We start from the raw sequence: 26,612 nt of genomic DNA on the forward strand, positions 1-26,612 counted from the left end.
AACTACAATTTCTTATATCTCTCTAATAAAATTTCAGCGGCTACAAATGGAGAGATTTGTGAAGTTATTACCTTACCTAAAAGAACATCAAGCTGTTTTTGAATTTCTTTATTTTGATAAAAATTAGTTTTCAACTGGTTTTCGATAGTTTGTATCAACCAATATCTGTTTTGTTCTTTTCTTTTTTTACTTATAAATGAATTTGTTTCTTTTAAAAAGGTTTCAACAGTTTCCCAAATATCGTTTATACCATTTTTTTCGATAGCAGAGCATTGTAACACTTTTGGTGTCCAACCATTTTCTTTTGGCGGATATAAGTGCAAGGCTCTTGTAAATTCTATTTTTGCATTTTTGGCAGCTTGTATATTGGCTCCATCTGCTTTGTTTACAGCTATAGCATCAGCCATTTCCATAATACCTCTTTTGATACCCTGTAACTCATCACCAGCACCAGAAAGCTTTAAAAGAAGAAAAAAATCAACCATACTGTGTACAGCAGTTTCACTTTGTCCAACTCCAACGGTTTCAATAAGAATTATATTATAACCTGCAGCTTCACATAAAATTATAGTTTCTCTAGTTTTTCGAGCTACACCTCCTAAAGTTAACCCCGATGGTGATGGCCTAATGAAAGCATTTTCATCTTTAACTAAAGACTCCATTCGTGTCTTGTCACCTAAAATACTTCCTTTACTTAATGAGCTGGTTGGGTCTACTGCTAAAACAGCTACCTTTTTTCCTTTAGCAGTTAATAATTTTCCAAAAGCTTCGATAAAGGTGCTTTTTCCAACACCTGGTACTCCTGTAATACCTATTCTAATCGTTTTATTTTGATGCTTTAAGCAAGATTCAATTATTTCATTAGCCTTTTTTAAATGTAATGAGTTGGTACTTTCAATTAATGTAATAGCTCTGCTTAAAGATGCTTTGTTATTTGCAAATATTCCGAGACTTAGTTCTTTTGCTGTTGGTTGTTTTTTTCTTGATAATTGAATTTTCGAGATACTTTTTTCCCCTAAAGTATGAGCGGAGTTAATACCATCTTTTTCTTCTAATGTAGATTTTTTTTCAGATTTTTTCAAAAGATAGAAACTAGTTAAATTGAAAATTAATAATTTTTAAGAAACATTCACACAAATTTAATAATTCATTTTTCCAATCTTGTTTTTCTATCACTATATTAAACTTTTTAATTAAAAACACTGTAATTACTATAAATAATAAAAATTATGAAAACAATATTTGAGTCGAGTGCGACTAATACAGGAGGTAGAAGCGGTCATGTAACTAGTGATGGAGGTCTTATAGATTTAGATGTTAAGATGCCTAATGGTAAAGATAACATAGAAGAAAAATATACAAATCCAGAGCAACTTTTTGCGGCAGCCTATTCTACTTGTTTTGCAGGAGCTTTGCAAGCTGTAGCAAAAGATTATGGAGTTGATGATTTGGGAGACTTTAGTGTAACTGCGGTAATAGGTTTCGTAAAAGATGAAGATGGTTTTAATATTGAAGCTACTTTAGATTCGTATTTACCAACAGTAAATAAAGAAAAAGGGGAGGAGCTTATAAATGCAGCACACGAAATTTGCCCATACAGTAAAGCTACTCAAGACAATATTACAGTAACACTAAATTTACTATTAGAAGAATAATTTGTTTTGATTGTTAATTCTGAAAAGCCAAATGCTTATAAAGCATTTGGCTTTTTAATTTTTTAATTGAAAGTAAAAAAAGATTCATTTTTATAAACTTCACCAGGCCTTAAAGTGCTTGATGGAAAATTTTCTTGATTTGGAGCATCAGGAAAATTTTGAGTTTCAAAACAAATAGAACCTGTTTTAGGAGGTGTGTATACTATTAAGGCAGGTTGATTTGTTTTTACCTTCATAGTAATACCAGATTTTTTAGACTTTACTATTGCCGAAATATCACTGCCTTTATCAATTGCAAAAGGAGTGTCTAACCTTGTTTCTCCAATATATTTTTCTTTAGTAAAATCGTATTTACTATTCTCTACATTTAAAAAGTTACCATTAGGAAGCAAGTTATCGTGTGTTTCTGTAATTTTAGAACAGTTAAGTTGTAACCTATAGTCATTAACCTCTTCAGCATCATCAAGTTTAAAATAAGAATGATTGGTAAGGTTTACGACAGTGGTTTTGTCGGTAGTAGCCTCGTGTGTAATTTTTAGAGAGTTTTCTAACAAGGTATAAGTTACCAATACTTTTAAAGTACCAGGGTAACCTTCTTCTAAGTCTCGACTTAAATAGCTAAGTTGAATAGAGGGTTGTTTACTATGATCAATTTTTTCTATTTTAAAATATTTTTGATTGAAGCCTTTTAAACCACCATGTAAATGAACAGATTTATCTTGGTGTAATTTATAGTTTTCATTATTTAATGAAAACTCACCATTAGTAATTCTGCCAGCATACCTGCCAATACAAGCACCTAAAAACATATCGTCTACTAAATAGTCTTCAGAGTTTTCATAACCGACAACAACATTTGTTGGGTTTCCATTTTTGTCTTTTATAATAAGCTTCTGAATTATGGCACCAAAATCAAGTACCGTAAGCTCTATATTGTTGTTTTTAACTGTAATTTGATTCAAAAGAGACGTATTTAATATGTAAAACTAAACTTTTTAAGAATACCTATTAATAAAATTTTAGCCTTTTGATTTACGAGTTTGAACATAGGTATTAAAACAAAAGCCCATCCATATAGACGGGCTTTTGTTTTGTAAATAGTACTTTTAATGCATCTCTTTTTTTATTAATTCAGGATATTTTTTTTGAAACCTTTTCAATCTTGGTACAGATACACCTTTTATATATGAATTGTTAGGGTTGTTTTTTTCATAATCTTGATGATAATCTTCAGCATCATAAAAAACAGAGAACTTAGTAACCTCTGTAGCTAATGGCTTAGAGTATACTTTTTCACTTGTAAGCTTAGCCATGTAATCTTCAATAATTTTTTTCTCTTCTTTATTTTTATAAAACGCAACAGAACGGTATTGTTTCCCCATATCAGGTCTTTGTCCATTAACGGTGGTTGGATCGTGAGACCCAAAATAAACTTTTACTAATGTCTCAAAAGAAATCTCACTAGAGTCATAATATACTTTTACAGCTTCAGCATGTGTTGTTCTTCCGTATCCAACATCTTCATAAGTTGGGTTTTTTTCTGTACCTCCAGAATAGCCAGAAACTACTTCTTTTACACCTTTTACACTTTCAAAAATGGCTTCAACACACCAGAAACACCCACTAGCAAAATAAGCTGTTTCATATTTTGATAAATCTTGAGTGGTAGTATTTGTAGTTAAAACTATATTGCTTTTATTTTCTTTATTTTTAGAATTGCAACTAATAGTGAATAATATCACTAATAAAAGTGCTGATATTTTAAATATTTTCATAACAATTTTTTTATGTTAGTTGTAAGCTTAGGTTAATACTTACGGTTGAAGAGTATTAAAGGATGTTAATTTTATTATAATTTAAATAACGGTAGTTTATCTTTAATATATGAATAAGCTTGAAAAAATATTATTTTCTATTTCAGAAAAACCAATACATATATTGGATAGAAGTATCTCTATAGATAAATACACTTCTTTAGATTTATCTAAATCGAATTCAGATTTATTAAATATAAAAATTACAAATCCAGTTGTGTGCCAAGCGTATATTACAGAAACATTACAAGCTGCAAATGCTGAGGTTGCATTTGGTGGTTATTTAGAAAAAAGAAACCTTTATGCGGATAAGGGAAATTTTTCAGGGGAAAAGACTGCTTTAAGAAACATTCATTTAGGGATAGATTATTGGGCAAAAGAGGGTACAATAGTTATTACTCCTTTAAGGGGAAAAGTGCATAGTTTTAAAAACAATACAACATCAGGAGACTATGGACCGACAATTATATTAAAACACCAAATAAGTGACATATACTTTTATACTTTATATGGGCATTTGTCTGTAGAGTCTTTAAGTGACTTATATATAGGTAAAGAATTTGAAGAAGGTTCTGTATTAGGTTATTTGGGGGCTACAGCAATAAATGTGAACTATGCTCCTCATTTACATTTTCAGATTATTAATGACATGCAAGGCTGTTTAGGAGATTACCCTGGGGTATGTGCCTTATCAAATTTAGATTATTATACCTTAAACTGTCCTAATCCTAATCTTTTATTAAAACTGTAAACTACGTTTCAACGACTAAATACCAAATATTTCGGTAACCGAAAAACATCCTATTTTCTTATAACGGGTATTAAATACATTTAATCTGAAAATTGTTCCGATACCGAAAAATATGGGTTTTTGGGCGAGTTTTACCTGAGCAAGCTTCATCTTGAAATTACCTTTGTAAAAGAAAATTACAAGTCATGAAAGCAATCGCAACAATAGTATTTATAATCTTTATCAGTTTTTCAGCTCAAGCTCAAGAAAATAACTTAGAAGCTAAAGTAGTGGCACAAACTGAAACAGTAGCATTGGCTAATGAAGTAATTACAACAACTTTAAATAGTAATGACACTAAAGTTGCTCGTTTATATATGGATAGAAATTATAAAGTAAAAAAGGAATTATCTTTTAAAACAAAAAAGAACAAAAGTAAATTAGCTTAATTATTTAAAGTACATTATTTCTACACACACACACACACACACACACACACTTTCTTCTTCTTCACAACACAACAAACTTATACTTGAAAAACTCTATTGCTATTAATTAGTGATAAATCACGATTAAACACCAATAATTTCGTTTAGCGAAATAACTATTCATTTCAGTTAACGGCTAAAAAGCACCTTTTATCTGAGTTTTGTTCAGATAGCGAAAAATAATGATTTTTAGCGATTATTAAACTCACACATTTCATGTAGGAATTATCTTTGACACAGATAACAACAAGCCATGAAAGCAGTTTTAACAATTTTATTTATTCTTTTTATCGGGTTATTTGCTCAAGCACAAAACAATGGTGTTGAACCAAGAGTAACTGCCCAAACAGAAAGTGTTGTATTGGCTAACGAAACTGTAATTTCAGAACTGAATAATAACGAGACTAAAATTGTTCGTTTGTATTTAGATAAAAATCACAAAGTAAAAAAAGAATTATCTTTTAGAACTAAAGCATTCAGATCTAAATTGGCATAATTAACAACCAAACTAATTTCATTAAAGTTGTTTATTGTTTACTCGTCGATAGCTTATTGCAGCCTACCGATATTCTTAAAAAATAGTTTTATGTTGTAATTATCTTTGATAAAAAATAAGTTACATGAAATCAATTAAAACAATATTCTTTATCCTATTTATAGCTTCATTTGCTCAAGCACAAGAAAAAAATACTGAAGTAAAAATAACTATTCAAACAGAAGTAGTAGTTTTAAATAAAGAAGTTGTAACTTCTACTTTAAATACAGGAGAAGATAAAATAGCTCGTATTTATTTATATAAAAAGAAAAAGTTAATTAAAGATTTGCTTTTTATAACTAAAGAAGCAAAATCTAAATTAGTATAACTATGATCCAGATTTCAATTGTAATTTTAATAGTCGCTATAGTAATATTGATTGTTAGTAATAATAACGATAACGATAAAAAAAGATTAATACCTATTAAGGTGAGAGTTAATAAAAAATAATTACGCTATTGGTTGAAAATTTTGTCCAATTTCTTTAAATGTAATTACGTAATTGGTTCCTTTTTTAGTGCAATCTTTTAGTATCGATCCTTTTAGTTGTCTTGTTAGGTTGTAAATTAATTTTAAACCTAAAGATGTTGTGGTTTTAGGAGTAATAGTTTCAGGATATCCCTCTCCATTGTCTCCTATATTCAAAATATAATCTTCTTCTTGCTTTTTTAAAGCAATATTTATTTCGCCCTCACTATTATCTTTTATTCCATATTTTAAAGAGTTTGTAATAGCTTCATTTATCAAAAGCCCTAGTGGTATAGCGGTGTCAATACCTAAGTTAATGTCTATTATATCAATAGCAACTTTAATCTTATTATCAGCTCCTTTTATTGATCTAACCAAGTATTCACTTAATTCTTCAACATACGATTTGTATTCTATCTTAGATAAATCTTCTCTCATATAGAGCATTTCATGAACCATAGCCATAGAGTTAACTCTATTTTGGCTACTTTTTATTAAAGTTTTCATCGCAGGATCCTTCATGTTTCTGGCCTGTAGGCTCAATAAACTTGAAACTGTTTGAAGATTATTTTTAACTCTATGGTGAACTTCTTTAATTAAGGTTTCTTTTTCTTTTACTTTCTTTTCAACTTCTTTTTTAGACCGGTACAAATTGTAATGAGTAGTTACTAAAATTTTTCCAAAAACACCGCCTAACAAGTAAACTGAAAATAGGATACTAATGAAGTTGAAAATGTTTTTAGTCTTTTCTGGTACTTCATTTCTTATAAACGAAATATCAACCAAGCTTTCTAAGTAAATTAAAGTAACAATTATAAAAACTAAGTAAAGATAGAATGATCCATATTTTTTAGTAGCAATATACCCAGCCAAAACAACTAGGGTAAGTACAAAAATGAAAGAACTGTTAATTCCTCCACTAAACATCGTTACGATTATGGAGCAAATTAAGGTCAGAGCTGAATTAATATTAAATGCGGGAGCTAATTTCTTATGAAAGTTAAACAGCATGGTGTTTATAATGGTGAAGAAGCTATATGAAACTAATGTAATAGGAATTACATTATATATTTCTAAAAAATAAAAACACACTAAACCGAAGAGTAATGATAGTATGGATGAAATATAATTTACTTTTAAAAATAAATTAGTTTTGGTTTTGAGGCGTTGTGGGTAGGCCATTTGGTTGAGTTGATAATTTATTGGTTGCTTTTGGTTTTAAGCTTAAAAAATTTAAGTTAAGAAATTTTCTATTTAAAAGCGAAAAAATAATATCTAACTATTAATCTTAAGGTGTTTTTTCTTATAAAAACAAAAACGACAGCTTTTTGCTGTCGTTTTTAAATATTGATTTAAACTAAAAATTAGTTACCAGTAATAACCCATTCACCTTTAGATATAAGTAATTCTGCTTGTTTAAATTTCATTGTTTTACTTTCTCCTGACATTACATTTTTAATTGTAACACGGTCATTACGACCAATTTTAGGAGCTTCTCTTGTAATGGTTTCTGTAATTGGCTGTTTTCCACCTTGATTTTGACCAACAGCTCTATTTTGAGCCGCAAGTTCATCACTATTTAAAACCTCCTCTTTACTAACATTTAAATCTTCTTTAGGACGATTGATGTTACGAGCTTCTTGAATATTAGTGTTTTCTCCATTAGGTATATCACCTTTGTATAAGAACGCAACAACTTCTTTATTAACTTTATCAATCATTCCTTTAAAAAGCTCAAATGCTTCAAACTTGTAGATTAATAAAGGATCTTTTTGCTCATGCACTGCTAATTGTACAGATTGCTTCAATTCATCCATTTTTCTTAAATGAACTTTCCAAGCTTCATCTACAATTGCTAATGTTATGTTTTTTTCAAAATCAGTAACTAATTGTTTACCATCGCTTTCGTAAGCATCTTTTAAGTTTGTAACAATATTATAGGTTTTTATTCCATCAGAAAAAGGAACTACAATACGTTCGAACTTATTTGATTCTTCTTCAAATACATTTTTAATAACTCTGTAGGCGTTGGTGGCACTACGCTCCATTTTTTCTTGGTAGTACTCGTATGCTTTTTTATAGAGTATAGCTGCAATATCTTGAGCAGTTTTTTTAGAAAACTCTTCTTCAGAAATTGGAGATGTTATTGAAAAATACTTGATTAATTCAAATTCAAAGTTTTTATAATCGCTTGCTGCTTTATTTGTATCTGCAATAACTTCACAGGTATCATAAATCATATTAGCGATGTCAACTTTTAAGCGTTCCCCTTGTAATGCATGACGACGACGTTTGTAAACAACTTCTCGTTGTGCATTCATTACATCATCATACTCTAATAAACGTTTACGAACTCCAAAGTTATTTTCTTCTACTTTTTTCTGAGCACGCTCAATAGATTTGGTCATCATCGAATGCTGAATAACTTCACCATCTTCTAAGCCCATTCTATCCATCATTTTAGCAACTCTATCAGATCCAAATAAACGCATTAGGTTATCTTCTAAAGAAACATAAAATTGTGAGCTTCCAGGATCTCCTTGACGACCAGAACGACCTCTTAATTGTCTATCGACACGACGAGAATCATGACGTTCTGTACCAACAATAGCTAAACCTCCAGCTTTTTTAACGGCTTCAGAAAGTTTAATATCGGTACCACGACCGGCCATGTTAGTTGCTATGGTTACAATACCAGCCTTACCAGCTTCTTCAACAATGTCAGCTTCCTTTTTATGCATTTTAGCATTCAATACATTATGCGGTACCTTACGAATACTAAGCATACGAGATAAAAGTTCAGAAATTTCAACCGATGTTGTACCTATAAGAACAGGTCTTCCTGCGGCAGAAAGTTTAGTAACTTCTTCAATAATAGCATTATATTTCTCTCTTTTTGTTTTGTAAATTAAATCATTTCTGTCATCACGCGCGATTGGTCTGTTTGTAGGAATTTCCATTACATCTAACTTGTAGATTTCCCAAAATTCTCCAGCTTCAGTAATTGCAGTACCTGTCATACCAGAAAGCTTGTTGTACATTCTAAAGTAGTTCTGTAAAGTAACTGTAGCAAATGTTTGCGTTGCAGCTTCTATTTTTACACTTTCTTTAGCTTCAATAGCTTGGTGAAGACCATCTGAATAACGACGGCCGTCCATAATACGACCAGTTTGCTCATCAACAATCATTACTTTATTATCCATTACCACATATTCTACATCTTTTTCAAATAATGTATATGCTTTTAATAATTGATTTAAAGTATGAATTCTTTCACTCTTTATTCCAAAGTCTTTAAAAAGTACTTCTTTAAGTTCAGCTTCTTTTTCTATTTCTAGGTTTTGATTTTCTATTTTAGAAATTTCCATCCCAATATCTGGCATTACAAAAAACTCTTTGTCTTGCTCTCCAGAAATATGTTCAACACCTTTTTCAGTAAGTTCTATCTGATTATTTTTCTCATCGATTACAAACCATAATGCTTCATCAATTTGATGCATTTCGCGGTTGTTGTCTTGCATGTAAAAATTCTCAGTTTTTTGAAGTAGTTGTTTAACACCTTCTTCACTCAAAAATTTAATTAATGCTTTATTTTTAGGTAAACCTCTATGTACTCTTAAAAGTTGAAAACCACCCTCTTTAGTATCGCCAGAAGTAATTAGTTTTTTTGCTTCAGCTAAAACACCTGTTAAATATTGTCTTTGTAGTTGTACAATATCATTAACTTTTGGTTTTAACTCATCAAATTCGTGAATATCTCCTTTAGGTACAGGGCCTGATATGATTAATGGTGTACGCGCATCATCGACTAATACAGAATCGACTTCATCAACAATAGCATAGTTGTGTGGTCTTTGTACCAAATCACTTGGCGTATGGGCCATATTATCTCTTAAATAATCGAAACCAAATTCGTTATTTGTACCATAAGTAATATCAGCATTGTAAGCAGCACGTCTACCATCTGAGTTAGGCTGGTGAAGATCAATACAATCAATAGTTAAACCATGAAATTGAAAAATTGGAGCCATCCAGGCACTATCACGCTTTGCTAGGTAATCATTTACAGTAACTAAATGCGTTCCGTTACCTGTTAATGCATTTAAATATAATGGTAGGGTTGCAACTAAGGTTTTACCTTCACCAGTATGCATTTCTGCAATTTTACCTTGGTGTAATGCAATACCTCCAATTAATTGAACATCATAATGTACCATGTCCCAAGTAACTTCCTTTCCAGCAGCATCCCATGAGTTTTTCCAAATAGCTTTGTCACCTTCTAAAGTAACATAGTCTTTACTACCAGATAATTCTCTATCAAATTCAGTAGCAGTTACAGTAAGTGTTGTATTGTTTGTAAAACGTTTTGCTGTTTCTTTCACTACAGCAAAAGCTTCAGGAAGAATCTCATTTAATGTTTTTTCAGAAATTTGATAAGCTTCTTCTTTTAGCTTATCTATTTCTTCGTAGATATCTTCATTCTTATCAATATCTTTCGATGCTTTTACTTCTTCTTGTAAAGCTTCAATTTTATCATTAATTTCTTTACAACTTTCTTTAATCTTATTTTGAAAGAAGAATGTTTTATTTCGAATTTCATCTATCGATAAACCTTCTAGTTCTTTTTCGAAAGAATGAATTTGTTTTATAATTGGTTGTAGTGCACCTACATCTTTTTTAGCTTTATCGCCTACAAAAACTTTTAAGACAGAATTTAAAAAACTCATATTGGTAATTTATTTATTTTGAATTATGCCATAACCATACCAAAGCTACTTTGGTATAAAAGCATGACAAAATGAACTTATAATGTATTACAGAATAGAATACGTTGTAAGTTTCAAAATTAAGCAAAAAAAAAGCCTCGTATGAGACTTTTTTAATGTAATTCTATAATATTTTAATATTCATCCTCATTCCAGAGGTAATCTTCTTCTGATGGGTAGTCAGGCCATATTTCTTCGATAGATTCGTATATTTCGCCACCTTCTTCTTCCATAGATTGTAGGTTTTCTACAACCTCTAATGGAGCACCGGTTCTAATAGCGTAATCTATTAACTCGTCTTTGGTAGCTGGCCAAGGTGCATCACTTAAGTAAGATGCTAATTCTAAAGTCCAATACATTTTAATAGTCTGATTTTAATTTTTTGCAAAAATAAATTTTAAATTGAAATAGCCAAGTTTATTTACAATTATTGTGAAAATATTTGCGTATTTCTTCTTTTATAACTTAAAAATGAAGGTTTTAGTATTATTTTTTTTCAGGAATCCATTTTATTTCATCTGCACCTAGGTCAAAAGAGAGCTTTCTTGATACTACAAAAAGATAATCTGACAAACGATTTAAATAGGTTAAAACATTTTCTTCAAACGGTTCAATTTCATTTAGTTGAGATGCATGTCGCTCTGCTCTTCGGCAAACTGTTCTTGCTATATGACAGTATGACACTGTTGTGTGCCCGCCAGGCAGAATAAAATGTGTCATTGCAGGTAAGTTTACTTCCATAGCATCGATACCTAATTCTAAAAATTCTATATCTGAATCTTTAATTTTAGAAATATTTAAGCGTTCTTTTCCGTTTTTTAAAATAGCTTTTTCAGGGTCTGTGGCTAAGACTGCACCTACTATAAAGAGCTTATCTTGTATATTAACTAATGCGTTTTTTATAATTGGATCAATTTTTTGATCACGAATAAGCCCTATCCAAGAGTTTAATTCATCGACAGTACCATAACTATCAATTCTTATGTGGTGTTTTGGTACACGTGTACCTCCAAAAAGGGCTGTTGTACCTTTGTCTCCTGTTTTTGTGTATACCTTCATACGTTAGATTATTCTTTTATAGAAGCGTTGTCTGGTGATTTATAAAGCATGAAATATATTAAAAATAATGAATTAGAAATTCTTATTTTTTATCCATGAATCTGCGATTTTTTCTTTCTTTAGATTTTTTACGATTACCCATAAGGTTTTTTATAAAAATTGCAGCTAAAAAGAAACATATAATGTAAAGAATGTAATCCATTTTTGGGTAGATTTTATGCTAAAATTAAAGGATTATATTCGAATTTTAAAATCCTCTTTGACCTGCTCTCTTCTGAAAAAAAGAATTCCACAATAAAATAGATTAATACTTACTGTGAATTTTTCATTTTTAATTAATGTATTCCAAAGTTCTCTGTCTTCAATAATACAATCTATAAAAATAATACTTTCGTTATGTATAGCTTTGTTTTTTAGTAATACACTGTAAATATCAACATTTTTTAAAGTATTGATATAAATGAAGTCAGCAGAAGAGTTGTCAAACTCAATAGTATCAAATTGTTCATTTATAGTTTTTGATAACGTAGCGTTTTCATTTACTAAATGTATTTTTTGAATGTTGAAATAGTCCAACATTTTTAATAACACATTTACTGTTTTTGAAACGTTGAACTTTGTTTTGCTATATAAACATTTAGTCACAAAAGCATAAACAAAAGGGGAGTGTACCCCATGCTCGTTTGTGGCTTTTGATAAAAATTTTAAATGACTAAAAAAGCGATACATTTTTACTACTCCAATAATGCTGATAATTCAAACCAACGTTCTGTTTTAGTTTCGATAGCATCATCTATTTTCTTTAATTCAATAGATAATTTGTCAATTTCATCACCAGAAAGCGAACCATCTGCAAATTTCAATTGTGTTTCTTCCTTTTTAATTTCGAGCTTTTTTAAATCTTTCTCGATATTGGTATATTCTTTCTGATCTTGAAAAGATAACTTTTTCTTTTCTTCTTTTTTCCAAGAACCTTTATCGTTTGTTGATGCTACTGTATCGGCTTGATTATTATCTTTTTTAGCAGCTCTGTTTTCTATAACAACACTATCTTCATAGCTTCTAAAATCTGAATAGTTACCTGGGAAATCTTCAACAACAGTATCACCTCTAAATACAAATAAGTGATCTACAATTTTATCCATAAAGTATCTATCATGTGATACCACTAATAAACAACCTGGGAAATCTGTTAAGAAGCTTTCTAAAACATTTAATGTTACAATATCTAAATCGTTAGTAGGCTCATCAAGTATTAAAAAGTTAGGGTTCTGAATAAGTATGGTACATAAGTACAGTCTTTTTCGTTCACCACCACTTAGTTTACTTACAAAATCATATTGTTTTTTACGGTCAAATAAAAAGCGTTCCAATAATTGTTGTGCAGATATTTGACGCCCTTTCATTAAGGGTATGTAATCACCAAATTCTCTAATTACATCAATAACTTTCTGGCCTTCTTTTATATCGATACCTTTTTGTGTGTAGTACCCGAATTTAATAGTTTCACCAACAATTACTTTACCACTGTCTGGCTCTTCTTTGCCACTTAAGATATTTAAAAATGTAGATTTTCCAGCGCCATTTTTTCCAATAATACCAATACGCTCACCACGTAAAAAGTTATATTCGAACTTATCTAAAATAGGTTTGCCAGGATATGATTTTGATATTTTATGTAGCTCAAGAATTTTACTTCCCATACGCTGCATATTAATCTCTAATTCTACTTCATTTTCGTTTCTACGCTTACCTGCCTTTTCTTTGATTTCGTAAAAATCATCAATTCTAGATTTAGATTTTGTAGTACGCGCTTTTGGCTGCTTACGCATCCAATCTAATTCTTTTTTAAATAGAAGTTTTGATTTGTGTTGCTCAGTAGCTTCTTGCTCTATTCGGTTTTCTTTTTTCTCTAAATAATACGAGTAATTACCTTTGTATGGGTATATTACACCTTCATCTAATTCAATAATTTCATTGCAAACACGTTCTAGAAAGTAACGGTCGTGAGTAACCATAAAAAGAGTCATGTTTTCTTTAGCAAAGTATTGCTCTAACCACTCAATCATTTCTAAATCTAAATGGTTGGTAGGCTCATCAAGGACTAATAAATCAGGCTTGTTGATCAATGCATTTGCTAATGCTAAGCGCTTTTTTTGTCCACCAGAAAGTATACTTACTTTTAAGCTAACATCATCTAAATTTAATTTAGAAAGTATTTGCTTGTATTGTGTTTCAAAATCCCATGCTTGAAAACGCTCCATACCTTCAAAAGCAGCTTGATAAGCATCTGCTTCTTCTGGGTTTTCTAATGCAACTTCGTAAGCTCTAATTACCTTTAAAACTTCATTATCAGAAGCGAAAATCGTTTCTTCAATTGTTAAATCAGGATTTAGATTTGGTTCTTGATCTAAAAAAGATACTCTAATATCTTTTCTATAGTTTACTTGGCCAGAATCTGGCGTGTCTAAACCTGAAAGTATATTTAAGATAGATGTTTTACCACTACCATTTTTAGCAATTAATGCTATTTTCTGATCTTTGTTGATTCCGAATGATATATCAGAAAATAATACGTGCTCACCGTATGATTTAGCAATATTTTCTACTGAGAGAAGGTTCATGTAATATTTATATTAGAATTGACAAAGTTAGTGAACTCAAGCAGACCTTTGCATATAAAATAAAAATGAATATCTAATAATAAGAGCTAATAGTATAGGAATGATTAAGATATTGAATACCTGTACTTTAAAAACCCATAAAACGATAGCGATTAAAAGAAGAACTCCCAGACCAATTAAATAAAAATATAGCCAATTTGGTAGTTTTTCTTTTTTTAAGAGAGTAAATGCAACTATTAGATTTAGAGGGAAAGTCCAAAGAAAATTATAATTGCCACCTGTTGCTTTATGATCTGTTCCAAACCAAAGAAAAAGTATTAATAAACCTGCTATACCTGTGATGAAGAATAAAAGAAAATCTAAACTTCTATTTCTGCTTTGCTTGTTATAATCTCTGTAAGTAATAAGAGCTACAATAAGTAATATCGTTAAAACCCAGAAAAGTGGCGATAATAAAAAAATAGAAGAATCTTCTCTTGGTTTTTCATTTAACAATAAAACGTCTTTAGTTACAACTGGGGTGTTATTTATTGTTGTGTAAGGCAATTGTTTAAAAACATAAATTGGTAAAAACATTTGCTCATAAAATGTCGCTTCTCTATCTATAACAGAGCCTAATGCTAAATCTATACCAAAGGTAGCCCATGAGTTTGTGTTTAAATTTTGATGCAACAATTCTCTAAATGTGTATTGGTTTTCAATTTGAGAATAATCGAAATTCAATTCATCTCCAAGTACAGTTTTTAAAGCATCTGGAATACGAGTTGAACAATTATCAAATAAAAAATCGTATTTGTAGTATCTATTTTCAGGAAGATAGTTTTTTTCTAAAAACTTAAAAAAATCGTTTTTTTGCTTTTGTGTAAAATTGAAAACTTGTTCTTTAACCCATCTATTTTCAATTTCATAACCATACATGAAATTCGAATATGAATTTCGAGAAAGTTCATACAAAAGTTTGCCTTGTGTGAATTTTACATAAAAGTTAGGTGTGTTAAAATCAAAGTGACCATAATTATAAATTACATCTATACCTAAGCCAGAATCTTTAATTCGGATAGCACTATGCCCAAATTTAGAATGTAACTCATCAGCTGTGCCAACGGTAAGAAGACTTATTGTAGCATTTTCCGATAATTCTGGTTGAGAAAAACCTAACGTAGTACACAATAGTACAAACAAGAAAATAATTTTTTTAGATTGCATAGTCGATCAAAAAGGCTTTCTGTTAACAAATATGCGAAGAATTTTTTGTACTAAATTATTTCAAAGAAAATTATCCTATTTTTACCAAAAGCTTAACAATCATGAAAAAACTCATACCTAATTTTATTACACTTTTAAATTTATTTTGCGGATGTATTGCTGCTGTTTTTGCAGTACATGGTGTATTTGAAATGGTAGCCTTATTTGTTTTTTTAGGTATTGTTTTTGATTATTTCGATGGCTTTGCAGCACGACTTTTAAATGTCAAAAGTGAATTAGGTTTACAGCTAGATTCTTTAGCAGATATGGTAACAAGTGGTGTGGTGCCAGGTTTGGTTATGTATAAGTTGCTAGACATGTCTTTTTCGGGCAGTTGGGGCGTTTCTTTATTTGGAGAAGCATCAGACAATTTTCTTTTAAGTGGTTTACATATATCTTCTTTTGTGCCTCTTCTAGGTTTTGTAGTAACACTTGCATCAGGGTATCGTTTGGCAAAGTTTAATATTGATGAAAACCAAACAGATTCTTTTATAGGTTTGCCAACACCAGCAAATACACTTTTAATTATATCATTCCCATTAATCTTAATGTATCATAATAATGATATACTAAATGCAATTATATTAAACCATTGGTTTTTAATCGGTTTATCTTTTTTAAGTGCTTTTCTACTAAATTGTAGTTTGCCTCTTTTTGCTCTGAAATTTAAAAATTGGGGCTTTAAAGACAATTCTATTCGCTACATATTTTTAATCCTTTGTATTATTTTATTAGCAACATTAAAATATATAGCAGTACCAACAATTATTATTTTATATATTTTAATTTCTGTTGCGAGTAAATTAGGAGACAAGAAATCGTAATTTTTAAATAACATAATTTTTGCAAATATGAATGAGTTTAATACAGTTAAGCCTTCTAAGTTAATTTTGTTAATTGTAATTTTTGGGAGTTTTTTTAATTCCTATTCACAAGAAATAATAGACAAAACTAAAACTCAGGAAACTTTGCAAAAGTATTTTGAATTACCAAGGGAGTCAATTTTTCTGCATGTAAACAAGAGTACTTTTATTGTAGGAGAATCAGTTTGGTTCAAAGGTTATATATATAATAGAAAACAGAATAAGCCCTTTATTGAAACATCGAATGTGTATGTAGGTATATATGATGAAAAAGGTGTACAAGTTAAAAAAAGTCTATACTTAGCTAAAAATGGATATTTGAAAGGGGCGATACCTATTGATTCAACTTATACATCTGGTAAATACTATGTAAAGGCACAGACAAATTGGATGAAAAACTTTAAAGAAGAGGATTCATTTGTTCAAAAAATAGAAATTATAAATAAGCCTCTAGCTTCAGTTTCAGAAAAAGTAGAAAAAGAATATGATATTCAATTTTTACCAGAGGGAGGTAATTTTGTGTCTGATATTGAAAATAATGTAGGAATTAAAGCAATAGATAGTAATGGCTATGGCGTTCAAATAGAGAATGTAGTTGTTTATGATGAATATGAAAATGAAGTGACAAAATTTTCAACATCTCACCTTGGGCATGCCACAATATCATTAATTCCGAGGTTTGGTGCTAAATATCATGCTAAAATACAGTCAAGTAATGGTGATGAAAGTATTTTTAACTTACCAATAGCAAAAGAAAAGGGAATAAATATTATTTTAAAAAATAATAGTAGACAAAAACAAATACTGGTATCATTAACAGCTAATGAAAAGATAATTGATGATATTTTTCAAGAAAAATTTTATGTATTGATTCATAAAAATGGGTACTCTAAAAAAATTGATATTACATTTAGTAAAGAGAAAACTAATCGTTCTTTCGTGTTAGATGGTGCCGATTTACCAATAGGAGTGAATACAGTTACTTTTTTTAATTCTAATGATCAACCTGTTTTAGAGCGTCTTTTTTTTAATGCGAGTGGGCTTTTGTTGGAAGATGTAAAAGTTGAGAAAGTGAATATTATAAGTGATTCTATTGAAGTGATATTAAAGAATAATTTAATTAAAAAAAATACGAACATAAGTGTTTCTGTTTTGCCAACAGGGACTATTTCGCATAACTTTAATGATAATATTTTTAGCACATTTTATTTAAAACCTTATTTGAGTGGTTTTATCGAAAAACCATCATATTATTTCGAGAAAATGGATTCTAAGAAAGAATATGAATTAGATATGTTGTTACTTATTCAGGGTTGGAGTAGATATAGTTGGAAAAATATTTTTAGTGAACAATTAAAGCCGAAATACTTATTTGAGAGGGGGGTTACTTTAAATGGAGTATTAAATAGAGAAGATCAAACTAGCCCTAAAATTTTTATTTTTCCTACATTAAATCATACTTCAATGACAATTGATGTTGTTGATAATAAATTTTCAGTAGCTAATTATTTTTTAAACAATAATGAAAAAATGTATGTGGTTCAATCCGATGATAAAGGAAAACAGTTGAAACCTAATATTTATCTTTCTTTAGAAAATAATAATGTAGAAGATAGGTTATTTAATTTTTATCCTGATAATACTGTTAAAAGCAAATTAATAGTTAATAACAATCAATTATCAAATCTAAAAATAGAAAAAAATACTATTGAATTAAATGAGGTTGTAATAACAGAAAATATTACAGAAAAAAAGATTAGGAAGAATTCAAATGTATTACCATACATTAAAAGGTTCATAAAATTAGTAGATGAAGATTTAATTTTTAGTTTTCCTGATGTTGTAGATTTAATTAGGTCAAAAGGGTATGATGTACGAGGAGGGTTAAATTTTGGTAGTACCGAAACTTTAATCATAAAATCATATAGAGATGCATCCTTATTATTAATTTTAGATGGTGTTAGGCAACCAAGTTTGAATATACTTGATGGTTTAAAAACATCCGATTTAGAAAGTTATTATTTCGATAAATTAAATCGTTATAATGGGGTTACTGATGGCTTTCAAGAAGTTTTATATTTATTTACTCGATCTGGTGGAGATTTTTTGTCTTCTATTGAAAATAACAAAAGAAAAGCAGGAATTGAGTTTATTGTGGATAAAGGATTTGAACAAAATAAAGTTTTTTATTTACCTAAATACAAAACGTTTAATGATGAAGCTTTTAATAATTTAGGGGTAATACATTGGGAACCTGAAATTTTCTTTGATCAAAATGGAATTGCTAAATTTTATATGTTGAACACTTTATTGAAAGACGTTACCTTTTATATTGAAGGAATGTCTGATGATGGTACATTGTTATCTAATTATGAAAGTATAATTGTGGAGTAAATCGGTTTTATTTTAAATTTAAAGCCTGTGGTGTACAGGTTAGGAAAGAATAGGTTGTAATAAAAAATATTACGTGTCCAATTAAGTAGTTTTCATTCGTCATAAGAGTATAATATATAAAACATAGTAGTATGAAAGAATTTATGATGATTTTCAGAAATGAAAGAAAACAAGATGAAACACCTTCTCCTAAACAAATGCAAGCAATGGTTGCAGAGTGGCAAGATTGGATTGGGACAATTGCAGCTCAAGGAAGATTTGTAGCTACCAATGCTTTAGGTTTTGAAGGCCAAACAGTTTCCGCTAAAGGAATTGTAAGTGATGGTCCATATGTAGAATTGAAAGAAATTATAGGAGGTTATATAATTGTAAAAGCAAATAACCTTCAAGATGCTGTTAAATTAAGTGAAGGTTGCCCGACATTGCGTATGGGAGGTAAGGTAGAAGTTAGAGATGTAATGGTTTTTGATGTATAATTTTTTAAATTGATAAGCTATGGCGTTACCAAATATTTTTACTTCTAAAATTTCAAACCAAGTAATTTCACGAATTAATACTTTGACTCCAACAACTCAGCCTGTTTGGGGTAAAATGAATGTTGCTCAAATGTTAGCTCATTCAAGTGTTATGTATGAAATGGTTTATGATAATAAACATCCGAAACCTAATTTTGTAATGAGGTTTGTTTTAAAAACTTTTATTAAAAATGTTGTTGTTTCTGAAAAGCCATATAAACGCAACTCTCAAACAGCGCCTGCTTTTATTATAAATGATACACGTGTATTTGAAGATGAAAAGCAACGTTTAATAGATTTTGTTTCTAAAACTAAAGAATTAGGAGAATCTGATTTTAAAGGTAAAGAATCACATTCTTTTGGAATTTTAAGTATAACTGAGTGGAATAATATGTTCTATAAACATTTAGATCATCATTTAACACAATTTGGAGTTTAAAGTATGTAATGAAAGAACATGAACTTATTCCTAAATTATTTAAAACAGAGTACAGTAAAATTATTGCTGTACTCTGTAAATCGTTTGGGATAATTCATATTGAAGTTGCTGAAGATATCGTAAATGATACTTTTCTTTTAGCTTCAGAAACTTGGGGTTTAAAAGGGATACCGGATAACCCTAGCGCTTGGCTTTACAGTGTTGCAAAAAATCGAACAATAGATTTTTTAAGAAGGAATAAAAATTTCATTCAAAATATTGCAACAGAAATAAGAGCAACAAATGAGGTTGTCGAAGAATTTGATATTGATTTATCAGATGAGAATATAAAAGATAGCGAACTTCAGATGATTTTTGCCGTATGTAACCCTGTAATTTCCTCAGAAGCCCAAATTGGTTTGGCCTTGCGGGTACTTTGTGGTTTTGGAATTGACGAAATAGCAGAGGCTTTTTTGACAACTAAAGAAACTATTAATAAGCGATTATTTAGGGCAAAGAATACATTGAGATCTAAAAATATTTCAATTGCGATTCCTAAGGAAAGTGAGCTTGATGATAGGTTAGAAAGTGTTCTTTTGACTATCTATTTATTATTTAATGAAGGGTATTATTCTTCAACTAAAAATCAAATTCTACGAAAAGATTTATGTTTTGAAGCCATGAGGCTATGTTATGTTCTCTCCCAAAATAAACAAACAAATTTACCTATTGTAAATGCTTTGATGGCATTAATGTGCTTTCATTCTTCAAGGTTTGATTCTCGAATAAATGAGAGTGGAGGATATGTATTGTATGAAAATCAAAAAAGAGAGACTTGGGACGCCGACCTAATTGAAAAAGGGAATTATTACTTGAGGTTATCGGCAAAAGGAAAATACCTATCTAAGTTTCATATTGAAGCAGGTATCGCATCTTTACATGCTGTAAAAAGTGAATCGGAAAATAAGTGGTTACAAATATTACAGCTTTATAATCGTTTATTGCAAATAGAGTATTCACCAATAGTAGCTTTAAATAGAACGTACGCTTTAGCAAAGGTTAAAGGCGAGAAAACAGCAATAAAAGAAGCTTTAAAAATTAATTTAAAGGACCATCCTTTATACTATTCTTTGTTAGCAGAGCTATACAAGGGTATTGATAAGGAGAAAGAAGTAGAAAGCTTGAACAAAGCTTTAGAGTTAGTTAAGACAGATGTTGAGGCAAAAAACCTTAAGGCTAGACTTAAAAAAGCTCTTTCTTAAATTAAAAATCTAATTTTTTCTTACGTAGTTCAAAGTTTTGACCTAGATATACTTTACGTACCATTTCATCAGCTGCTAAATCTTCAGGTATACCAGATTTTAAAATTTTACCTTGAAACATTAAGTATGATCGCTCTGTAATTGCTAAAGTTTCTTGTACGTTATGATCCGTAATTAAAATACCAATATTTTTATCTTTTAATTGTGCTACAATACGTTGTATGTCTTCAACAGCAACAGGGTCAACACCTGCAAAAGGCTCATCCAGTAAAATAAATTTAGGGTCTGTAGCTAATGCACGAGCTATTTCTGTACGTCTACGTTCTCCACCAGATAATAAATCACCACGACTTTTACGAATATGGCCTAAGCTAAATTCTTCAATTAAAGATTCCATTTTCATTTCCTGTTCTTTCTTACTTAATTTAGTAAGTTGTAAAACACTCATGATATTTTTTTCAATACTTAATTTACGAAACACAGAAGCTTCTTGAGCTAAATACCCAATACCGTTTTGGGCTCTTTTGTACATCGGGAAGTTTGTAATATTCATATCGTCTAAATAAATATTACCTCCATTAGGCTTTATAAGACCGACAATCATATAAAATGAAGTAGTTTTACCAGCACCATTTGGCCCTAAAAGTCCAACAATTTCTCCTTGGTTAACTTCTAAAGAGATTCCTTCAACTACTCGTCGCCCTCCGTAGGACTTCATTATATTATCTGCTCGTAACTTCATGTGCTGAAACTGTTTTTCTTAACTATTTATGTTTGTAAATAAACTAAAATAGCATGATGAATACACCTTAAGTTCATTTTAAGATATATTTATTTCTCTATCAAAACTAACTTAAAATGTTTTCTCACTCAAGTTATTAATCAATTTTTAACCTTCTTGCTGTTCTAGCTCTTCCCAATACTCATATGCTCTACGTAAATGAGGTACTACAATTGTACCACCAACTAACGTTGCAATACTTAATGTTTCCATCACCTCTTCTTTGGTAACTCCTTCTTTGTGAGAACTCTCTAAATGGTATTTTACGCAATCATCGCAACGTAAAACGGTAGAGGCTACTAAGCCTAATAACTCTTTAGTCTTAACATCTAAAGCTCCTGCAGTAAATGCGTTTGTATCTAGATTAAATATTCTTTTAATTATTTTATTGTTGTCTGATAATAACTTATCATTCATCTTAGAACGATATGCGTTGAATTCTTCTATTTGATTAGGCATTTTTTCTTCTTTTTTCTTTTTTAGCTTCTTTTCTTAAAACAGAGCCAGATATGTAAATACTTATTTGGTATAAAAACAATACAGGTATAGCTACTACAACTTGGCTAGCAACATCTGGCGGAGTTATTACTGCTGATAAAATTAATACAACAACAAGTGATATTTTTCTATATTTTTTAAGAATTTCAGGCGTTACTAGTCCAATTTTAGTTAAAAAATAGATGATGATTGGTAACTCAAAAATAATTCCACATGCAATTACAGATGCTCTTAAAGTAGATATGTATGAGCTTAAATCGAACTCATTTTTTACAACATCACTTACCGAATAAGTACCTAAAAAGTTGATAGAAAACGGAGCTACTACATAGTATCCAAATAACACTCCTAAAAAGAATAAAAAAGATGCTATTACAATAAAACCTTTAGAACTTTTACGTTCTTTTTCATATAAACCAGGACTAATAAATTTCCATGCTTCATATAAAACATAAGGGAAAGATAAAATAAAACCAGCCCAAATAGAGGTCCAAATATCAGCAGAAAACTGCCCAGCCATAGTTCTACTTTGTATCGTAAAAGGTAGTTCTTCTGCACAAAAATCAGAAGTCATTCCAAAATAAGTAGCAATCCTACAGAAAAATTCATAGGTAGGGAAATTCATTCGGCTAGGAGCAAAAATTATAGAATCAAATATAAAACCACTCATGGCAAATGCCACACAACCAATTATTAAAACCGCTAACGTAGCGCGTATTAGATGCCAACGTAACTCTTCTAGATGATCTAAAAAAGACATCTCATTTTTTACTTCATTCTCCATTACTATATAATTCCTTCGTTGATTAGGTTGTGTAAATGTACAACACCCAAATAAGTGCCGTCTTTTATGGCTAATAGTTGTGATATACCTTTAGACTGCATTAGGTCGAGAGCTTTTACAGCTAGCATATCGTTATCTATAGTTTTTGGGTTACTCGTCATAATATCCTTTGCGGTAAGCCCTTTAATATTATCATGTTTATTCAGCATTCTTCGTATATCACCATCAGTAACAATACCCACCACTTTATTATTTTCAATAACAGCAGTAACGCCTAACATTTTTTCTGAAATTTCTACAATTACAGTTTTAACATCGGCATCTATTGCTACTTGAGGTTTGAGATTGTTTTCTGCAATATCTGAAACACGAAGATATAATCGTTTGCCTAATGAACCGCCTGGGTGGTATTTGGCAAAATCTTTACTACTAAAACCACGCAATTCTAATAAGCATATTGCAAGAGCATCACCTAAAACCAATTGAGCTGTAGTACTTGTTGTTGGAGCAAGGTTATTAGGGCAAGCTTCCTTTTCAACAAAACTATTCAAAATAAAATCAGATTGTTTTGCTAGAGTAGATTCTAAATTACCCGTCATACCAACAAGAATATTACCTCCTTTTTTGATTAAAGGAACTAACATTTTAATTTCTGGAGTATTACCACTTCTTGAAATACAAATTACAGTATCGTTTTCTTGAATTGTTCCCAGATCGCCGTGTATAGCATCTGCAGCATGCATAAATATAGAAGGAGTACCTGTAGAATTTAAAGTAGCTACAATTTTAGAAGCTATTAGAGCACTTTTACCAATACCCGTAATAACTACTCTGCCTTTAGAATTAAGGATGTGATTCACAGTATCAGAAAACTTATAATCTAGTAAAGTAGATAAGTTTTGAATAGCATTAGCTTCATTCTCAATGGTTCTTCTTGCTATATCGAGTATTGCTGTGTTTTCTTTCAATTTAAATAATTCAATTATCTGGTTGTATTCCTAAAAGAATGTCTTATATTTAAATACAAAATTACATAATCTATATGTTATAGTATATTTTAAACACTTTAAAGTGGAATTTTGTTTTTGTTCGAAAATTATAGGTTCTAAATAGTATTGTGCTTTAATATTGTCAATACTAAAAATGTAGAAAACTAATAGTAAACTAAATTATGAGTTTGAGTGATATTGATTTGCATTCCTCACTAAAAAAATATTTTGGATTTTCTAAGTTCAAAGGTCTTCAAGAGAAGGTAATAACAAGTATTCTTAAAGGAAAAAATTGTTTTGTAATTATGCCCACTGGTGGTGGTAAGTCGCTATGCTATCAACTTCCTGCTTTAATGCAAGAAGGTACAGCTATAGTAGTTTCGCCATTAATAGCATTAATGAAAAATCAAGTAGATGCTATTAGAGGTGTATCTTCAGAAAATGGTATTGCTCATGTTTTAAATTCGTCTTTAACTAAGACGGAGATAAAGCAAGTGAAAAGCGATATTACAAATGGAATAACGAAACTGTTATATGTAGCTCCTGAATCGTTAACAAAAGATGAGTATGTTGAATTTTTACAATCTGTAAAAATATCATTTGTTGCTGTTGATGAGGCGCATTGTATATCAGAATGGGGACACGATTTTAGACCAGAGTACCGAAATTTAAAAAATATTATTAGTCGATTAGATGATAATATTCCAATAATAGGTTTAACAGCAACAGCAACTCCAAAAGTACAGGAAGATATTATTAAAAATTTAGGTATTACTGATGCAGATCTTTTTAAGGCATCATTTAATAGACCTAATTTATTTTATGAAATACGCCCTAAAACCCAGAATATTGAAGCTGATATTATTCGTTTTGTAAAACAAAACTCAGGTAAGTCAGGTATTATATATTGTTTGAGTAGAAAAAAAGTAGAAGAATTTGCTCAAATATTACAAGTAAACGGAGTTAGTGCTGTACCGTATCATGCAGGTTTTGATACTAAAACACGATCTAAATATCAAGATATGTTTTTGATGGAAGAGGTTGATGTTGTAGTAGCAACAATTGCATTTGGTATGGGTATTGACAAACCTGATGTTCGCTTTGTTATTCATCATGATATTCCTAAAAGTATTGAAAGTTATTATCAAGAAACTGGTAGGGCAGGTAGAGATGGTGGAGAAGGACATTGTTTAGCATTTTATTCTTATAAAGACATAGAGAAGTTAGAAAAGTTTATGTCTGGTAAACCTGTTGCTGAGCAAGAAATTGGTAATGCATTGTTACAAGAAATGGTAGCCTATGCAGAAACTTCGATGTCTCGTAGAAAATTTATCCTTCATTATTTTGGAGAGTATTTTGATGAGGTGAATGGAGATGGAGCCCTTATGGATGATAATACAAAAAATCCAAAAGACAAAGAAGAAGCAAAAGATGATTTGGTAAAAGTTATTAAGGTGGTGAAAGGCACTATGGAGAAGTTTAAATCCAAAGAAATAGTCAAAGTACTTACCGGAAAAACGAATGCAATTATAGCATCACATAAAACAGACGAAAAACCTTTTTTTGGTATAGGTAAAGATAAAGGTGTTGAACATTGGATGGCTTTAGTGCGCCAAGGCTTAGTAGCTGGTTACATGAAAAAAGAAATAGAACAATACGGCATTCTTCATGTAACAGAAAAAGGAGCAGCTTATTTAGAGAATCCTGTTTCTTTTATGATGACTAAAGATCACGTATACAATCAAGCTACTGACGATGCTATTGTAAGCGCAGCTAAAACTAGTGGAGGAGTAGCAGATGAAAAATTGCTGAAAATCTTAAAGGATTTAAGGAAAAAAGAAGGTCAAAAACTGGGAGTACCACCATTTGTTATTTTTCAAGATCCATCTTTACAAGATATGGCTCTTAAATACCCGATTAGCATTGAAGAGTTAGTAAATATTCATGGTGTAGGAGAGGGGAAAGCTAAAAAATATGGAAAACCATTTATTAGTTTTATCAAACAATATGTTGAAGATAATGATATTATCAGACCAGATGATCTAGTTGTTAAAAGTACTGGTGCAAATTCAGCTTTAAAGTTATATGTGATTCAAAATGTAGATCGTAAGCTTCCATTAGATGATATTGCTTCAGCAAAAGGGTTAGCCATTCCTGATTTAATAAAGGAAATGGAACAGATTGTGTATAGCGGAACGAAATTAAATATAAGCTATTGGATCGATGAAATTTTAGACGAAGATCAGCAAGAAGAATTGCATGATTACTTTTTAGAAGCAGATTCAGATGGAATAGAAGATGCTATTACAGAGTTTGATGGTGATTATGAAGATGAAGAATTACGCCTTTTTAGAATTAAATTTATTAGTGAAGTTGCCAATTAAAAACTTCTTTTAGTAAAAAAATAGACTATAACACTCCTAAATTTTAGGGGTGTTATTTTTTTATAGGCATGTTACTAAATTGTTAATTCTTAGAAATTATCATTTAAATATCCTCATTCCGGTTTTAGTATCATAGTTTTTTTATAGTTTTACAGAGTAAACTTTAGGGGTGTTCCTTTTACGGAACTGAGAAATACCCTTTGAACCTGATGCGGTTAGTACCGCCGAAGGGAAAAGTTGAAAAATACCTTGAAATGGGTATTTGCAACCTTTTCATATGTGTGTGCTTTGTTCTTAAAGCACCTCATTTTTCAAAGAATATTCTCTGCTTTTAAAATTT

At 30.2% G+C, this 26,612-nt stretch carries 25 protein-coding genes and 1 riboswitch; of the genes, 11 read left to right on the forward strand and 14 right to left on the reverse strand.

Annotated features, from left to right (window positions below; translation table 11 throughout):
- Nucleotides 1-2: 2 nt before the first annotated feature.
- A complete protein-coding gene (gene meaB, locus H0I23_RS02640) occupies nucleotides 3-1,082 on the reverse strand; it encodes a methylmalonyl Co-A mutase-associated GTPase MeaB (protein ID WP_216784923.1) in 1,080 nt (359 codons plus the stop codon).
- A gap of 147 nt (nucleotides 1,083-1,229) precedes the next feature.
- Here meaB and H0I23_RS02645 point away from each other — a divergent pair, with 147 nt between their 5' ends.
- Nucleotides 1,230-1,655 (forward strand): Ohr family peroxiredoxin, encoded by a 426-nt coding sequence (locus tag H0I23_RS02645; protein ID WP_216784924.1) that lies wholly within the window; start codon nucleotides 1,230-1,232, stop codon nucleotides 1,653-1,655.
- Nucleotides 1,656-1,717: 62 nt separating this feature from the next.
- On the opposite strand, the gene H0I23_RS02650 is transcribed toward H0I23_RS02645, so the two are convergent.
- A complete protein-coding gene (locus H0I23_RS02650) occupies nucleotides 1,718-2,617 on the reverse strand; it encodes an aldose epimerase family protein (RefSeq protein ID WP_216784925.1) in 900 nt (299 codons plus the stop codon).
- Between the two features lie 144 nt (nucleotides 2,618-2,761).
- A complete protein-coding gene (gene msrA, locus H0I23_RS02655; protein WP_216784926.1) occupies nucleotides 2,762-3,430 on the reverse strand; it encodes a peptide-methionine (S)-S-oxide reductase MsrA in 669 nt (222 codons plus the stop codon).
- 109 nt (nucleotides 3,431-3,539) lie between these two features.
- Here msrA and H0I23_RS02660 point away from each other — a divergent pair, with 109 nt between their 5' ends.
- From H0I23_RS02660 to H0I23_RS02675, 4 genes are all read left to right on the forward strand, one after another.
- Nucleotides 3,540-4,220 (forward strand): peptidoglycan DD-metalloendopeptidase family protein, encoded by a 681-nt coding sequence (locus H0I23_RS02660; RefSeq protein WP_216784927.1) that lies wholly within the window; start codon nucleotides 3,540-3,542, stop codon nucleotides 4,218-4,220.
- 185 nt (nucleotides 4,221-4,405) lie between these two features.
- Nucleotides 4,406-4,648: a hypothetical protein gene (locus tag H0I23_RS02665; RefSeq protein WP_216784928.1), complete on the forward strand. Its 243-nt coding sequence runs from the start codon at nucleotides 4,406-4,408 to the stop codon at nucleotides 4,646-4,648.
- 292 nt (nucleotides 4,649-4,940) lie between these two features.
- Complete coding sequence (locus tag H0I23_RS02670; RefSeq protein WP_216784929.1) at nucleotides 4,941-5,183, forward strand: hypothetical protein; 243 nt, start codon at nucleotides 4,941-4,943, stop codon at nucleotides 5,181-5,183.
- A 124-nt stretch (nucleotides 5,184-5,307) separates the two neighbouring features.
- Entirely contained in the window at nucleotides 5,308-5,550 is a 243-nt protein-coding gene (locus tag H0I23_RS02675) for a hypothetical protein (protein ID WP_216784930.1), read from the forward strand.
- A gap of 122 nt (nucleotides 5,551-5,672) precedes the next feature.
- On the opposite strand, the gene H0I23_RS02680 is transcribed toward H0I23_RS02675, so the two are convergent.
- The 7 genes from H0I23_RS02680 to H0I23_RS02710 all read right to left on the reverse strand — a co-directional run bounded on the left by H0I23_RS02680 (nucleotide 5,673) and on the right by H0I23_RS02710 (nucleotide 15,321).
- Nucleotides 5,673-6,872 carry a sensor histidine kinase gene (locus tag H0I23_RS02680; RefSeq protein ID WP_216784931.1) on the reverse strand — a complete coding sequence of 400 codons (1,200 nt, stop codon included), beginning with the start codon at nucleotides 6,870-6,872 and terminating at the stop codon, nucleotides 5,673-5,675.
- A gap of 182 nt (nucleotides 6,873-7,054) precedes the next feature.
- Entirely contained in the window at nucleotides 7,055-10,417 is a 3,363-nt protein-coding gene (secA, locus tag H0I23_RS02685) for a preprotein translocase subunit SecA (protein ID WP_216784932.1), read from the reverse strand.
- A gap of 173 nt (nucleotides 10,418-10,590) precedes the next feature.
- The gene (locus H0I23_RS02690) at nucleotides 10,591-10,815 is read right to left on the reverse strand and encodes a DUF2795 domain-containing protein (RefSeq protein ID WP_216784933.1); all 225 of its coding nucleotides are present in this window, start codon (nucleotides 10,813-10,815) and stop codon (nucleotides 10,591-10,593) included.
- A 127-nt stretch (nucleotides 10,816-10,942) separates the two neighbouring features.
- Entirely contained in the window at nucleotides 10,943-11,515 is a 573-nt protein-coding gene (locus H0I23_RS02695; RefSeq protein ID WP_216784934.1) for a cob(I)yrinic acid a,c-diamide adenosyltransferase, read from the reverse strand.
- A 234-nt stretch (nucleotides 11,516-11,749) separates the two neighbouring features.
- Nucleotides 11,750-12,094, reverse strand: a complete 345-nt coding sequence (locus tag H0I23_RS02700; RefSeq protein ID WP_216784935.1) for a hypothetical protein — start codon at nucleotides 12,092-12,094, stop codon at nucleotides 11,750-11,752.
- Between the two features lie 155 nt (nucleotides 12,095-12,249).
- The gene (locus tag H0I23_RS02705; RefSeq protein ID WP_216784936.1) at nucleotides 12,250-14,139 is read right to left on the reverse strand and encodes an ABC-F family ATP-binding cassette domain-containing protein; all 1,890 of its coding nucleotides are present in this window, start codon (nucleotides 14,137-14,139) and stop codon (nucleotides 12,250-12,252) included.
- A gap of 36 nt (nucleotides 14,140-14,175) precedes the next feature.
- Nucleotides 14,176-15,321: a DUF4105 domain-containing protein gene (locus H0I23_RS02710; RefSeq protein WP_254073639.1), complete on the reverse strand. Its 1,146-nt coding sequence runs from the start codon at nucleotides 15,319-15,321 to the stop codon at nucleotides 14,176-14,178.
- 125 nt (nucleotides 15,322-15,446) lie between these two features.
- On the opposite strand from H0I23_RS02710, the gene H0I23_RS02715 reads away from it, so the two are divergent.
- The 5 genes from H0I23_RS02715 (at nucleotide 15,447) to H0I23_RS02735 (ending at nucleotide 20,836) form a co-directional block, all read left to right on the forward strand.
- Nucleotides 15,447-16,208, forward strand: a complete 762-nt coding sequence (locus H0I23_RS02715) for a phosphatidylcholine/phosphatidylserine synthase (RefSeq protein WP_216784938.1) — start codon at nucleotides 15,447-15,449, stop codon at nucleotides 16,206-16,208.
- Between the two features lie 144 nt (nucleotides 16,209-16,352).
- The gene (locus H0I23_RS02720; protein ID WP_216784939.1) at nucleotides 16,353-18,641 is read left to right on the forward strand and encodes a hypothetical protein; all 2,289 of its coding nucleotides are present in this window, start codon (nucleotides 16,353-16,355) and stop codon (nucleotides 18,639-18,641) included.
- A 131-nt stretch (nucleotides 18,642-18,772) separates the two neighbouring features.
- Nucleotides 18,773-19,117, forward strand: coding sequence for a YciI family protein (locus H0I23_RS02725; protein ID WP_216784940.1), 345 nt, complete (start codon nucleotides 18,773-18,775; stop codon nucleotides 19,115-19,117).
- 19 nt (nucleotides 19,118-19,136) lie between these two features.
- Entirely contained in the window at nucleotides 19,137-19,595 is a 459-nt protein-coding gene (locus H0I23_RS02730; RefSeq protein ID WP_216784941.1) for a DUF1569 domain-containing protein, read from the forward strand.
- An 8-nt stretch (nucleotides 19,596-19,603) separates the two neighbouring features.
- Nucleotides 19,604-20,836, forward strand: coding sequence for an RNA polymerase sigma factor (locus tag H0I23_RS02735; protein ID WP_216784942.1), 1,233 nt, complete (start codon nucleotides 19,604-19,606; stop codon nucleotides 20,834-20,836).
- A gap of 1 nt (nucleotide 20,837) precedes the next feature.
- Here the strand turns inward: H0I23_RS02735 and lptB are convergent, their stop codons facing one another.
- From lptB to H0I23_RS02755, 4 genes are all read right to left on the reverse strand, one after another.
- A complete protein-coding gene (gene lptB / locus H0I23_RS02740; protein WP_216784943.1) occupies nucleotides 20,838-21,578 on the reverse strand; it encodes an LPS export ABC transporter ATP-binding protein in 741 nt (246 codons plus the stop codon).
- Between the two features lie 147 nt (nucleotides 21,579-21,725).
- Complete coding sequence (locus H0I23_RS02745; protein ID WP_216784944.1) at nucleotides 21,726-22,076, reverse strand: carboxymuconolactone decarboxylase family protein; 351 nt, start codon at nucleotides 22,074-22,076, stop codon at nucleotides 21,726-21,728.
- Nucleotides 22,069-22,899 (reverse strand): twin-arginine translocase subunit TatC, encoded by an 831-nt coding sequence (gene tatC / locus H0I23_RS02750; RefSeq protein WP_254073640.1) that lies wholly within the window; start codon nucleotides 22,897-22,899, stop codon nucleotides 22,069-22,071. The genes H0I23_RS02745 and tatC overlap by 8 nt, the downstream gene beginning before the upstream one ends.
- A gap of 2 nt (nucleotides 22,900-22,901) precedes the next feature.
- Complete coding sequence (locus H0I23_RS02755; protein WP_216784945.1) at nucleotides 22,902-23,867, reverse strand: SIS domain-containing protein; 966 nt, start codon at nucleotides 23,865-23,867, stop codon at nucleotides 22,902-22,904.
- Nucleotides 23,868-24,070: 203 nt separating this feature from the next.
- Between H0I23_RS02755 and recQ the strand changes: the two genes are divergently transcribed.
- The gene (gene recQ, locus H0I23_RS02760) at nucleotides 24,071-26,272 is read left to right on the forward strand and encodes a DNA helicase RecQ (protein ID WP_216784946.1); all 2,202 of its coding nucleotides are present in this window, start codon (nucleotides 24,071-24,073) and stop codon (nucleotides 26,270-26,272) included.
- A 155-nt stretch (nucleotides 26,273-26,427) separates the two neighbouring features.
- A riboswitch (TPP riboswitch) is annotated at nucleotides 26,428-26,522 on the forward strand.
- Nucleotides 26,523-26,612: the final 90 nt, after the last annotated feature.

Origin of the sequence: Cellulophaga sp. HaHaR_3_176, from assembly GCF_019021925.1 — a bacterium.
Lineage (GTDB): Bacteria > Bacteroidota > Bacteroidia > Flavobacteriales > Flavobacteriaceae > Cellulophaga.